Source organism: Kribbella sp. NPDC050470, assembly GCF_044458365.1.
In the GTDB taxonomy this organism is placed as follows: Bacteria; Actinomycetota; Actinomycetes; order Propionibacteriales; family Kribbellaceae; genus Kribbella.
Genome location: NZ_JBITHV010000011.1, coordinates 408,431 through 420,702 on the forward strand (window position 1 = coordinate 408,431; position 12,272 = coordinate 420,702).

The window sequence follows — 12,272 nt, forward strand, 5'->3', positions numbered from 1 at the left end:
TGGCGGGGGCGGAGCGGCGGTGGTTGGCGGGGGTGGAGCGGCGGTGGTGGGAGGTGGCGCGGTCGACGGGGTCGGGTCGCGCGTGGTGGTCGGGCTGGTGCACGCGGCGGTGGCCAGCAGGGTGAGGACGGCGGCCAGTGGCCGGGTGGCGGCCCACATGCCTCCATGGTGCCTGTCTGATCAAAACTGGGCCTTTTGGCACGGTGGTGCGGATGGCTCAGATTGGCCGCCGGAACCCGGCTCGCCGTGGGTACTGTTCGTCGGACCACCTGACTCGGGGAGCAATCCGTGACGCACGACCGCCACTCCTACGCCGAACCTGCGCTGGTTCGGACCACGCACCTGGAGCTGGACCTGACGCTGGACTTCGAGCAGAAGGTGCTGGCCGGCTCTGCCACGCACACCCTGGCCTGGACCGGAGCCGGTGACCGGTTCGTGCTCGACACCCGTGACCTCACAGTGCTCGCGGTCGAGGGTGCGACGGCGGATGGCTGGGAGCCGCTCGAGTACAGCCTGGCGGTGCCCGACCCGGAGCTCGGGTCGGCGCTGAACATCCGCACCGACCGGCACGAGCGGGTGCGGGTCAGCTACCGCACCGCGCCGACCGCGACCGGCCTGCAGTGGCTGGAGCCGTCGATGACCGCGGGCGGCGTGATGCCGTTCATGTTCAGCCAGTCGCAGGCGATCCACGCGCGCAGCTGGGTGCCGGTGCAGGACACTCCGGGCGTCCGGTTCAGCTACGCCGCGAACGTCACCGCTCCGCCGGAGCTGATGGTGCTGATGAGTGCGGACAACGGCACGATATCCCGCCGTACCGGCTCATACGACGTGGTGATGCCCGAGCCGATCCCGTCGTACCTGCTGGCCATCGCCGCGGGAGATCTGGTGTTCGAGCCGATCGGTGAGCGGTCGGGCGTGTGGGCCGAGCCGGAGATGGCCAAGCGGGCGGCGACCGAGTTCGCCGACACCGAGGAGATGATGCGGGTCACCGAGGCGCTGTTCGGCCCGTACCGCTGGGGGCGTTACGACCTGCTCGTGCTGCCGCCGTCCTTCCCGTACGGCGGGATGGAGAACCCGCGGATGACGTTCGCGACGCCGACCGTGGTGATCGGGGACAAGTCGCTCGTCAGCGTTGTCGCGCACGAGCTGGCGCACAGTTGGTCGGGCAACCTGGTCACCCAGGACAGCTGGGACGACATCTGGCTGAACGAGGGCTTCACGTCGTACGTCGAGAACCGGATCGTCGAGGCGGTCTACGGCACCGAGTTCGCGGTGATGGAGACGGCGATCAAGGAGCACGCGACCGTGGTCAAGCTGGACCCGCTGACCCCGGCCGAGCTGGCGGTGGAGCTGCCCGGGCTGAACCACGGCACGGAGTACCACGGGACGACGTCGTGCGGTCCGCTGAAGGGGTCGTGGTTCCTGTCCTGGCTGGAGGAGCGGTTCTCCCGGGAGGTGTTCGACCCGTTCCTGCGCGGGTACTTCGACCGCTTCGCGTTCCGGAGCATCAACTCCGGGGACTTCGTCGCGCACCTGCGCGCGCATTTGCTGAGCCCGAATCCCGGTGTGGTGACGGATGCCGAGCTGGCGGCCTGGCTGGATGAGCCCGGGATCCCGGCGTTCGCGCGCCGCGCGGTGTCGGAACGGTTCGAGGCCGTCGACGAGGCGCGCGACCGCTGGCTCGCGACCGGTGAGCTGCCGGCCGCGGGAGGCTGGACGACGCAGGAGTGGCTGCGCTTCCTGGACGCGGCGCCGGACGTGCTCGGCGCGAACCAGCTGCAGCAGCTCGACCGCGCCTTCCAGCTGACCGGTACGGCGAACGGCGAGATCGCCCGGCGCTGGTACCAGATCGTTGCCGCCAGCAGCTATGAGGCGTCGTACGCCGATCTGGCGTCGTTCCTCACTCGGGTCGGCCGGATGAAGCTGGTGCTGCCGGTCTACCGGGCACTGGCCGGGACGGACCGGGCGTTCGCGGCGGAGGTGTTCGCGAAGGCGCGGCCCGGGTACCACCCGATCACGACCGCCGCGGTGCAGAAGATCCTGGGCCAGTAGTCGCGTATCCTGACCGGATGAACGAGATCTCTGTCGGGAGGGTCGTCCCGGCCGCTCGATGAGCGGCCCGCAGGTCCGGGTGCGGAGCCCGAAGGACCTCAGACGCCAACGCCGCACCAGGTCCCACTCCTGCTGGGATCACCTGCTGATCGCGCCACTGTGGCCCAAGCACGACGTCAACCTCGGCACGCTGCTGCGCACGTGCGATGCGGTCGGCGCATGTCTCGCCGTACCCAAGCTGCCGTGGGTGCCGGATGCACTCGCCCGCGGCAACACGCTCAAACGGCGCACCTGTGTGCACTGGACCGGCCACGACCCGGTTCGCTGGCTGATCGACCAGAAGGCTCGCGACGGGACCACGATCGTCGGGGTCGAGCTCGCCGAGGAATCGGTCCGCCTGGCCGACCTGCCGCCGGCCCGCAACCGCACGATCGCCGTCCTCGGCCACGAACGCACCGGCATCCCACCCGAAGCCCTTGACCAGCTCGACCTCGTCGTCGAGATCCCGATGATCGGCACGGGCGCCAGCCTCAACGTGGCCGTCGCCGGCTCGCTGGTCCTCTATCGCCTGTCCGGCCTGCTATAGGTCGAGCCGACGGCGATGGTCGGTGTGGGTGGGCTCGTAGCCGAGGCGTTTGTTGATGCGTTGCATCGGAGTGTTGGTGCTGACGGTGTCGGTCAGCAGGCCGTCGAGGGCGGGGAAGCGGTCGCGCGTCTGGCGGATCTGCTCGGCCTTCATCCACAGGGCGAGGCCGTGGCCGCGATGGGCAGGGAGTACGGCGGTGCCGTAGTGCTGGGCGTCGCCGCTGCCGTCGGCGGGTACGACGAGCTCGGAGAAGCCGGCGAACGCGCCGGTGGACTCGTCGACGGCCGCGACCGTGGTCAGGTGCTCACCGCGCTGCTCGATCACCTGGGCGGCGTACCGGGTCCGCTCCACGTCCCACGCGTCCTCGCCGTACTCGATCCCGCCCGTCGGCGCGTCGTCCATCCCGGCCCGCGCATCGGTGAACGTCTGCGCCCACTCGTCCGGTACGACGCCCACCCACGACACCAACCGATAACCCGGAGCCGCGGGTACGGCGGGCTGCGCGTCGGTCAGCCGCAGTCGCGCGTAGATCAGCGTCATCCCGATCGTGAACCCGTGGTGCTCGAGGAAGTGGTCGGCCGGTGAGTCGGCTCGGGCGTCGGCGAGGACCAGGCGGACGTCATGGTCGCGAGCCGCGGCGACGGCTGCGTCGAGCAACTGCGAGCCGACGCCGCGCCGGCGCTCGGCCGGGTGCACGTTGACCTCGAGCTCGGCCAGGTGCTCCTGGGACTTGCGGCTGTTCAGCCGGAGGAACGCCGAGCCGACCGGGTTGCCGTCGGGGTCGGCGGCAAGCCAGCCGATCCGGCGGCTGAACGGCCGGAAGTCGGGATCGGTCAGGGGCGTCAGTCGGATGCTCAAGCCGCCAACATAACGCCGCCCCGGGAGCACGTGCCGGTCCGGCGCCGGATCGGTTAGCGTGCTGCGAACACGGCGAGCGGGGGAGAGGAGACGGTGGGGTGGACCACACGGGCGAGGTACGGACGATCGGCGCCGACCATGTCGCGTTGCGCGAGCAGGTGCTCGCCGAGTTGCGCCGGCGGATCGTGGACGGCGACTACGCCCAGGGCGAGCGGTTGACCGAGACCCGGCTGGCCGACGACTTCGGTGTCTCCCGGAACCCGGTCCGCGAGGCCCTGCGGGTGGTCGAGGCCGAGGGGTTCGTCCGGATCCTGCCCCGGCGGGGAGCCGTGGTGGTGACGCTGGACGAGGTCGCGGTCCGGGACCTGTTCGCCGTACGGGAGCAGTTGGAGACGCTGGCCGCCGGGCTCGCGGCCGAGCGGGCGACGCCGCGGGACGTGGAGCGACTGAGGCGATTGCTCGCCGAGGCCAGCGAGGCGACCGAGGCCAAGGACTTCGACCGGGTCGCCGAGCTGAACAGCGCCTTCCACCGCGCCGTCATCACGGTCAGTGGCAACCGCTGGCTGCTGTCGATGTCGGCCGCGATGTACCACCACGTCCACTGGGTCTTCCGCGTCGGCGCAGCCCAACGTGCCCCGCACTCCTGGGAAGAACACATCCGCCTGGTCGATGCCATTGCCGCCGGCGACCGCGAAGCCGCCAGCGGGGCCGCCCGCCTCCACGTCGAAGCCGCCGCCAAGGCAGCCCTCAACGGCCAGACTTACCGGCCGACCGCGTAGCCCTGCATACCGCGCGGGTTGGCGGCCGCGGCCAGGACGCCGTCAGCTTCCTTGCGTACGGCGCATAGGCGGCCGAGGCTCCACGCGTCGCTTTCGGTGACGACGTGGCCGCGTCGGATGAGCTCATCGCGGATGCCGGAGCCTAGGCGGCTTTCGATCACCAGGCCGCCTGGCTCGGTTGCGCGAGGGTAGAAGGAGGACGGGAAGCCGGTGGTGTGCCAGGCCGGGGCGTCGATGGCTTCCTGGAGGTCCATGCCGGAGCCGAGGTGGCGGAGCAGGAAGAGCAGCTGCCACTGGTCTTGCTGGTCGCCGCCGGGCGAACCACAGGCGAGGACCGGCTGTCCGTCACGCAGCACCAGCGTCGGCGTGAGCGTGGTCCGTGGCCGCCGGCCAGGTGCGAGCGAGGACGCCAGACCCTCTTCCAGCCAGAACATCTGCAGCCGGCTCCCGAGGCAGAAACCGAGCTCGGGAATCGTCGGCGAGGATTGCAGCCAGCCGCCGCTCGGCGTCGCCGAGATGACGTTGCCCCACCGGTCGATCACGTCGACGTGACAGGTGTCGCCTCGGGTCACCCCCTCCGAGGAGACGGTCGGCTCGCCGGTCGTTGCGTCGCCGAGGTCGTTGCTCACAGCAATCGACGGCAAGATCGGCTCGCGACCGTCCGGCCGGCCGGGCCTCAGCTCCTTCGAGGCGTCCGGACCGACGAGCTTGGCCCGTTCGGCGGCGTACGCGCGGGAGAGCAGGGTCTTCAGCGGTACGTCGGCGCCGTCGCCGTACCAGGCCTCGCGGTCGGCGTAGGACAGCTTCATCACCTCGACCGTGGTGTGCACGCCCTCCGCGCTGTCCAGGTCGACGTCACCGAGCTCGTTCAGTACGGCGAGCGACTGCAGTAGTCCCGGCCCCTGGCCCCACGGTCCGGTTTTGGCGACCGTGTACCCGTTCCAGTCGAGTGTGGCCGGCTCCTCCCAGCTCGCTTCGAAGCCAGCCATGTCGTCGCCGGTGATCAGCCCAGCGTGGTCCGCGCCGCTGGAGTCCCGGTGCGGCAGCCGCGAGAACTTGTCGACCGCCTCGGCGACGAAGCCCTCCCGCCACGCCGTCCGAGCTCGTTCGACCTGCTGCACGCGATCCGCACCGGCCGCCTCGGCCTCCGAGACGAGTCGCTCGAGCGTGGCGGCGTACGCCTCGTTGCGGAACATCCCGCTCGGCGGACGCCCACCCTGCAGCCACAGCGCGGCCGACGTCGGCCAGTGCTCTTCGAACAGTCCCTGCACCGTCCCCACCGTCTCGCCGACCCGCGGCACGAGCGGGTGCCCGTTGCGGGCATAGTCGATCGCAGGCTCCAGTACGACGCGCAGCGGCATGCTGCCGTGGTCACGCAGCAGGAGCAGCCACGCGTCGACCGCACCGGGCACAGCCGCCGCGAGCGGTCCGGAGCCGGGGACGAGAGACAGGCCGAGGGACCGGAAGTGCTCGATCGTCGCACCGGCCGGCGCGACACCCTGACCGCACAGCACGCGCGGGGTCGGGTCGTCGGCGGTGGCGATGATTGCCGGCACCTCACCGCCCGGCCCGTTGAGGTGCGGCTCCACCACGTGCAGGACGAACCCGGCAGCAGCCCCGGCGTCGAACGCGTTCCCGCCGAGCTCCAGGATCCGCATCGCCGACTGCGACGCCAGCCAGTGCGTGGACGAAACCATCCCGAACGTGCCGCGCAGCGTGGGCCGGGTGGTGAAGGTCATGGGGCAACTCCTTCTACTGTGCGTACGTCGGGGCCGGTGCCGTCGTCGCGGACCAGATGACAGGCGACCTGGTGTCCACCTTCTCCGATCACGCGTTGCTCCGGCACCACTGTCCGGCATGTGTCGATCGCGACCGGGCACCTGGTGTGGAAGCGGCACCCGGACGGCGGGTCGATCGCCGAGGGCAGGTCGTCACCGAGCAGCACCGGCTTGCGCCCCCGCTGCTCGGCCGGGTTTGGTACGGGCGCTGCCGAGAGCAAAGCCTGGGTGTAGGGGTGGGAAGGCGCACCGAAGATGCGTGCACGCGGGCCGTGCTCGACCAGTTGCCCCAGGTACATCACGGCAACCTCGTCGGCCAGGTACTCCACCGCTGACAGGTCATGCGTGATGAACAGACAGGCAAAGCCGAGGTCCCTCTGAAGGTCAGCCAGCAGATTGAGTACTGCGGCCTGCACTGACACGTCCAGCGCACTCGTGGGCTCGTCCGCCACGAGCAGACGCGGCTCCGAGATCAGCGCGCGTGCAATGCTCACTCGCTGGCGCTGACCGCCCGACAGCTCGTGCGGAGAACGCTGTGCGACCTCTGGTCGCAGCCCGACTCGGCGCAGCGACTCGGAAACCTTTGCTGCGATGTCCCTACGACGCATGAGCCGTAGCGGCTCGCCGACGATGTCGCCGACCGACAGCCGCGGGTCGAGTGAGCCCGCGGGGTCCTGGAACACGATGGACACGTCGCGCCGGTGCGGACGCAGTTGCCGGCGGTTGAGGTGCGTGATGTCCGCACCGGCGAGCCGTACGGTCCCGTCGGTCGGCTCCAGCAGCCGGACGATGCACCGGCCGACTGTGGACTTGCCAGACCCGCTCTCACCGACCAGCGCGACCACAGACCCCTGCCGGATCCGTAGCGTCACGCCGTCCACGGCCCGCACCGGCCCGAAGTGCATGACGAGGTCCTCGACCTCGAGAGCGAGCTCGGTCATGACACCACCTCGACGGGCTCTCGGACCGGGTTCCAGCAGGCGACTCGGTGGTGACCGGGTGTCAGTTGGGGTTGGGACGCCGTACAGGTGTCTGTTGCTCTTGGGCAGCGGTCGGCGAAGGTGCAGGCGTCGGGCTGTTCGGACAGGACCGGCACGAGGCCGGGGATCTCGTTGAGGCGGTGCGTCTCGGCGTGCCGACCGGCGGCCGGTGACGCGCCGAGGAGGCCGGCCGTGTACGGGTGCTGCGGGTGGGCGAACAGTTCATGCACCTCCGCGGTCTCGACGACGCGGCCGGCGTACATGACGGCGACTCGGTCGGCCAGGTCGGCGACGACGCCGAGGTCGTGCGTGATCAGGACGATGCTGGTCCCGAGCCGCTCGCGCAGTTCCCGCAGTACGTCGAGGATGCCTGCCTGGATCGTGACGTCGAGGGCCGTGGTCGGCTCGTCGGCGATCAGCACCTTGGGGTCGCAGGCAACGGCCATCGCGATCATCACGCGCTGCCGCATGCCGCCGGACAGTTGGTGCGGGTAGTCGCCGACGCGGCGCTCGGCGGACGGGATCCCGACCAGTCTGAGCAACTCGATCGACCGGTCCCGCGCGGCCTGGCGGCTGAGGCCGACGTGCGTCCGCAGGACTTCGCCGATCTGGTGGCCGACGGTGAAGACCGGGTTCAGCGACGTCATCGGCTCCTGGAAGATGTACGCCACCTCACGGCCGCGGATCGAGCGCAGCGTCCGCTTGTCGGCGCCGATCAGCTCAAGACCGTCGAGCTTCACTGACCCGTCGACCGTCGCCGTCCGGGGGAGCAGGCCGGCCAGGCTCATCGCTGTGACGCTCTTGCCGCAGCCGGACTCGCCGACCACGGCCAGCACTTCGCTCTCGCCGACCTGGAAGCCGGCCCGGTCGACGGCCGACAACGTGCCGTCCTCGGTCCGGAAGCTGACGGACAGGTCCGTGACCTCGAGAACCGTCCGCATCCGGTCCTTGTTCATCGAGCTGTTCAACGGCGGCTCGCTTTCGGGTCGAGCGCGTCGCGCAGGCTGTCGCCGACGATGTTGAACGCCAGCGTCAGCAGCATGATCGCGAGGCCGGGCATCACGGCGGCCCAGGGTGCGCGGGCGGCGAACTGCTGGGCGTCGGACAGCATCGTGCCCAGGCTCGGCGCCGGCGGCTGGATGCCGAGGCCGAGGAAGGACAGCACCGCCTCGCCGAGGATCGCGGCCGGGATCGCGACCGTGGCCTGGACGATGATGACCGAGGCGGCGTTCGGCAGGATGTGCCGGCCCAGCACCCACAGGTCGCCGGCGCCCTCGACGATCGCGGCGGCGACGAAGTCGAGCGACTTCAGCCGCAGCGTCTCGGACCGGACGATCCGGATCACGCCGGGGATCTGGGCGATGCCGATCGCGATCGCCGCGTTGCCGAGGCTGGCGCCGCGGATCGCGGCCAGCCCGACCGCGAGAATCAGGAATGGGAACGCGAGCACCAGGTCGGTGAACCGCGAGATCAGCGCGTCGATCGCCCGGAAGTACCCGGCCATCAGTCCCAGTGGCACGCCGACCACCAGCGACGTGGCGACCGCGAGTACGCCGACGTGCAGCGACGCCCGCAGTCCGTACATGATTCGCGCGAGCACGTCCCGGCCGAGGTCGTCGGTGCCGAGGATGTAACCGGGCGTTCCGGGAGGTGCGAACGCACGGTCGAGCTGGGTCTGGGTCGGCTCGTGCGGTGCGAGCCACGGCGCGAACACCGCGAGGATCACCGCGATCCCGAGGCCGACGAGGCCCGTGATCGCGAGCGGGTTGCGGAGCATCCGCCGTACCACTCGGCGCCGGTTGCTGCGCAGCGGCGTGCCTGCGGTGACGGTGACGTCGGTGATGGCCATCAGGCATCACCCCGGACCCGGATCCGCGGGTCGATCACCGAGTACAGCAGGTCGACGAGCAGGTTGATCACGATGTACGCCGTCGCGGTCACCAGGACGACGGCCTGGATGACCGGGTAGTCGCGCTGGAAGACCGCGTCCACTGTCAGCTTGCCGAAACCGGGCAGCGCGAAGATCCGCTCGGTCACCACGGCGCCCGAGATCAGTGCGCCGAGTTGCAGGCCGACGATCGTGATCACCACGATCAGGCTGTTGCGCAGCGCGTGCCGGCCGATCACCGCGCGCGGCGAGAGCCCTTTCGCCTCCGCCGTACGGATGTAATCGGCGCTCAGCGCGTCCAGCATCGACGACCGGGTCTGGCGCATGATCACCGCGGCCAGGCCGGTGCCGAGGATCAGCGCCGGCAGGATCAGGTGGTGCAGGTTGTCGATCGGGTTGCTGAAGAACGGCACGAACCCCGACGCCGGGAACAGGCCGAGCGCGACGGACAGGTAGAGGATCGCCATCAGGCCGAGCCAGAAGTTCGGCACCGACAGGCCGAGCAGGGCGAGCGCGTTGGCGGCCCACTCGGCCGGGCGGCCGCGCCGTACGGCGGCGACGACGCCCGCGCCGACCCCGATCACGCTGGCGATCAGGATCGCCAGGATGGACAGCTCGATCGTCACCGGCAGGGCGCTCGCGATCATCGTGGTGACCGACTCGCCGGTGCGGATCGACTGGCCGAGGTCGCCGCGCGCGGCGTGGCTGACGAACTGCCAGAACTGCACCAGCATCGAGTCGTCCAGCCCGTACTGCTCCCGGATCGCCCGCAGCGACTCCGGGTCCCGGTCCTCGCCGGCCAGGGCGAGGGCCGGGTCACCCGGCAGCGCGCGGACTCCGGCGAACACCACGATCGTTGCCAGGATCAACGTGACGATCGACTGCCACAACCGGCCGAGGAGATACCGATTCACTGGGCGAACCCTGCGAAGGCTGCCCGGAGGACACCGTCGGGGTAGACCTGGATGCCGAGGATCTTCTTCGAGACGCCGGTCAGGTTGCGCTGGCGGTACATGTAGATCAGCGGGTCGTCCTGCTGCAGCTTGGTGACGACGTCGCCGTACAGCTTGATCCGCTCGGCCTTGTCGGTCGACTGGCGGGCGTCGGTGAGCAGCTTGTCGATCTCGGGGCTGCTGTAGCCGGCCACGTTCTGGCTGCCCTCGGAACCGACGAAGTTGTAGATGTTCGCGTCCGGGTCGACCCGGCCGGACCAGCCGAGCTGGAGCAGTTCGAAGTCACCGCGGTCCTGCTGGTCGAGCAGTGAGGCGTACTCGACCGGCTTGATCACCAGGTCGAACCCACCCTCCTTGACCATCGCCTGCAGGGCCTGCGCGAGCCGCAGGCTGTCGGGGTTGTTCGAGGTGATCATCGTGACCTTGTACGGCGTCGTGACGCCGGCCTCGGACAGCAGTTGCTTCGCCTTCGCCGGGTCATGCGGCGGGCAGACCTGGGCCGCCTCCGAGGTGAACTCGCTCTTCGGCGAGACCGGTGAGCAGGCGACCGTGTTCAGGTTGTTGAAGATCGACTTCACCAGCGCCTCGCGGTCGATCGACAGCGCGAGCGCCTGCCGGACCTTCGGCTCCTTCGCGATCGGGGTGTCTAGCTGCTTGAGCGGGTTCCCGATGCCGTTCGCGTTGGCGATGTTGACCGTCAGGCCCTGGTAGCCGAGCGACTGCGACTGCAGCACGGTCATGCTGCTGTCGCCCTGCAGCGACGGCGCGTCCTGGGTCGACAGCGAGTCGGCGACCTGGGCGTCACCGGACTTCAGGTTCGCCGAGCGGATGCTCGAGTCGGTGATGATCCGATACTCGATCGCGTCCAGGTGCACCTTCGCGGCGTCGTAGTACAGCGGATCCTTGACCACCTTGATCGAGTTCTGCGCCACCCGGCTGGCGAACTTGAACGGGCCGGCGCAGACCGGCGCGGTGGAGAAGTTCGCGCCCAGCTTGGACACCGCGGCCGGGCTGAGCACCATGCCGGCCCGGTCGGCCAGCGCGGCGGTCAGCGGCGCGAACGGCTTGGACAGCTTGATCACCACGGTGTTCGGGTCGGGCGTCTCGACCTTGTCGATCGGGCCGAGCTCGCTCTTGCGGCCGGAACCGGCCAGGGTCAGGCCACGCTCGATCGAGACCTTCACCGCGTTCGAGTCCATGGTGCCGCCGTCGGCGAACTTCACGCCCTGCTTGAGCGGGATCGTGAGGCTCAGGCCGTCGGGGGAGATGGTCGGCAGCGCCGTCGCGAGCTGGGGCACGATCTTCGCGTCCGGGCCGAGGTCGTACAGCTTCTCGCACATCGTGTGGAAGACGTAGCGCGAGTACAGGCTGCGCGACAGCGTCGGGTCCAGCTTGTCCGGGTCCGCGGACAGGGCAACGGTCAGCGTGCCGCCCGGCTTCACCTTCGCCGGGTCCGCCGGGTCGCCGAAGACGTCCTGCCCGGTGGACGGCTGGGCACTGCCCCCTGAGTCGCTCCCGGCCGGCTCGACGGGGGAGCAGGCGGTCCCGATCAGGGCCAGGGCGATCACCCCGACTGCCGCTCCGGCGTACCGCGGGCCACGGCTCCAGCTGGAGCGGTTCAGCAAGGACAGAAGTCGGCGAGTAGTCATCAAGTGCTCCTGAGTAGGCGGTCTCGTCGACTGTTTCATGTATACAAGGCACGTGCGCAAGTGAAACGGCGAGTTTGTGTGAACCTTTTACCGGTTCCGGCCGTACTTCGTTCTGAACGTTCAAGTGCCGACCGCCGACGGGCCGCCGGAGGGTGGTTCACGCCCTCGCGGCGGCCGTCTCGCGGCCCCAGGGGTTGGCTGGGCGGGTTGGCTAGGCGTTCACCGGATAGCGGAGCTCGCCTTGCGGCAGCGGGGCGCCGGTGAGCGACAGGGCCATCAGGTTCGGCCCGTCGTACTCGGGGTGATGGATGCCGAACTCGGTGGCCTGCCGGAAGCCGAACCGCGGGTAGTACTCGGCGTGCCCGAGCACGACCACGGACTGCTCACCACGATCACGCGCCGTGTCGAGCGCCGCTCGGATGGCCGCGCTGCCGGCCCCTTTGCGCTGGTACGGCGGCAGCACTGCCACCGGCCCGAGTGACAGCACCGGTGCGTCACCGACGTGACAGCGAGTCAGCAACGCATGCGCAACCGGCCGGTCGTCGTGCGTCGCGACGAACGACAGCCCGTCGATCCAGGCGATCGGGTCGGCACGCAACGCGTCGAGGAAGTCAACCTCGAACTGCCGCCCGAACGCCTGCCGGGTCAGCTCCCGGATGGTCTCGATCTCCGCGCTCGTCTCGGCTCGGGTCTTCCACATGAAGGACAACGGAATCCCTTTCGGGCAAGGGGCCCCGCGTCACGGGGCC

General features: G+C 69.9%; 11 protein-coding genes. 3 read left to right on the forward strand and 8 right to left on the reverse strand.

What is annotated here, in order from left to right:
• The first annotated feature begins 288 nt into the window (after positions 1 to 288).
• Positions 289 to 2,052: a M1 family metallopeptidase gene (locus ACIBGM_RS33345; RefSeq protein WP_360519894.1), complete on the forward strand. Its 1,764-nt coding sequence runs from the start codon at positions 289 to 291 to the stop codon at positions 2,050 to 2,052.
• 58 nt (positions 2,053 to 2,110) lie between these two features.
• A complete protein-coding gene (locus tag ACIBGM_RS33350; protein WP_396387787.1) occupies positions 2,111 to 2,638 on the forward strand; it encodes a TrmH family RNA methyltransferase in 528 nt (175 codons plus the stop codon).
• On the opposite strand, the gene ACIBGM_RS33355 is transcribed toward ACIBGM_RS33350, so the two are convergent.
• Complete coding sequence (locus tag ACIBGM_RS33355) at positions 2,633 to 3,496, reverse strand: GNAT family N-acetyltransferase (RefSeq protein ID WP_396387788.1); 864 nt, start codon at positions 3,494 to 3,496, stop codon at positions 2,633 to 2,635. The two genes, ACIBGM_RS33350 and ACIBGM_RS33355, sit on opposite strands and share 6 nt — an antisense overlap.
• A gap of 98 nt (positions 3,497 to 3,594) precedes the next feature.
• On the opposite strand from ACIBGM_RS33355, the gene ACIBGM_RS33360 reads away from it, so the two are divergent.
• Complete coding sequence (locus tag ACIBGM_RS33360) at positions 3,595 to 4,275, forward strand: GntR family transcriptional regulator (protein ID WP_360519900.1); 681 nt, start codon at positions 3,595 to 3,597, stop codon at positions 4,273 to 4,275.
• Here ACIBGM_RS33360 and ACIBGM_RS33365 read toward each other — a convergent pair.
• From ACIBGM_RS33365 to ACIBGM_RS33395, 7 genes are all read right to left on the reverse strand, one after another.
• Positions 4,257 to 6,014, reverse strand: a complete 1,758-nt coding sequence (locus ACIBGM_RS33365; protein ID WP_396387789.1) for a gamma-glutamyltransferase family protein — start codon at positions 6,012 to 6,014, stop codon at positions 4,257 to 4,259. The genes ACIBGM_RS33360 and ACIBGM_RS33365 overlap by 19 nt on opposite strands.
• A complete protein-coding gene (locus tag ACIBGM_RS33370; protein WP_360519904.1) occupies positions 6,011 to 6,994 on the reverse strand; it encodes an oligopeptide/dipeptide ABC transporter ATP-binding protein in 984 nt (327 codons plus the stop codon). The genes ACIBGM_RS33365 and ACIBGM_RS33370 overlap by 4 nt, the downstream gene beginning before the upstream one ends.
• Positions 6,991 to 8,001: an ABC transporter ATP-binding protein gene (locus tag ACIBGM_RS33375; protein ID WP_360519906.1), complete on the reverse strand. Its 1,011-nt coding sequence runs from the start codon at positions 7,999 to 8,001 to the stop codon at positions 6,991 to 6,993. The genes ACIBGM_RS33370 and ACIBGM_RS33375 overlap by 4 nt, the downstream gene beginning before the upstream one ends.
• Positions 7,998 to 8,882: an ABC transporter permease gene (locus ACIBGM_RS33380; protein WP_396387790.1), complete on the reverse strand. Its 885-nt coding sequence runs from the start codon at positions 8,880 to 8,882 to the stop codon at positions 7,998 to 8,000. Before ACIBGM_RS33380 ends, ACIBGM_RS33375 begins: the two co-directional genes overlap by 4 nt.
• Complete coding sequence (locus ACIBGM_RS33385; RefSeq protein ID WP_396387791.1) at positions 8,882 to 9,835, reverse strand: ABC transporter permease; 954 nt, start codon at positions 9,833 to 9,835, stop codon at positions 8,882 to 8,884. Before ACIBGM_RS33385 ends, ACIBGM_RS33380 begins: the two co-directional genes overlap by 1 nt.
• Positions 9,832 to 11,523, reverse strand: coding sequence for an ABC transporter substrate-binding protein (locus tag ACIBGM_RS33390; protein WP_396387792.1), 1,692 nt, complete (start codon positions 11,521 to 11,523; stop codon positions 9,832 to 9,834). The genes ACIBGM_RS33385 and ACIBGM_RS33390 overlap by 4 nt, the downstream gene beginning before the upstream one ends.
• 211 nt (positions 11,524 to 11,734) lie before the next feature.
• A complete protein-coding gene (locus ACIBGM_RS33395) occupies positions 11,735 to 12,223 on the reverse strand; it encodes an N-acetyltransferase (RefSeq protein WP_360519914.1) in 489 nt (162 codons plus the stop codon).
• Positions 12,224 to 12,272: the final 49 nt, after the last annotated feature.

Bases quoted from the DNA above. Each gene is read 5' to 3' on its own strand.
- ACIBGM_RS33395 (WP_360519914.1), bottom strand. From the start codon at position 12,223: ATGTGGAAGACCCGAGCCGAGACGAGCGCGGAGATCGAGACCATCCGG.
- ACIBGM_RS33390 (WP_396387792.1), bottom strand. From the start codon at position 11,523: ATGACTACTCGCCGACTTCTGTCCTTGCTGAACCGCTCCAGCTGGAGC.
- ACIBGM_RS33365 (WP_396387789.1), bottom strand. From the start codon at position 6,014: ATGACCTTCACCACCCGGCCCACGCTGCGCGGCACGTTCGGGATGGTT.
- ACIBGM_RS33380 (WP_396387790.1), bottom strand. From the start codon at position 8,882: ATGGCCATCACCGACGTCACCGTCACCGCAGGCACGCCGCTGCGCAGC.
- ACIBGM_RS33350 (WP_396387787.1), top strand. From the start codon at position 2,111: ATGAGCGGCCCGCAGGTCCGGGTGCGGAGCCCGAAGGACCTCAGACGC.
- ACIBGM_RS33370 (WP_360519904.1), bottom strand. From the start codon at position 6,994: ATGACCGAGCTCGCTCTCGAGGTCGAGGACCTCGTCATGCACTTCGGG.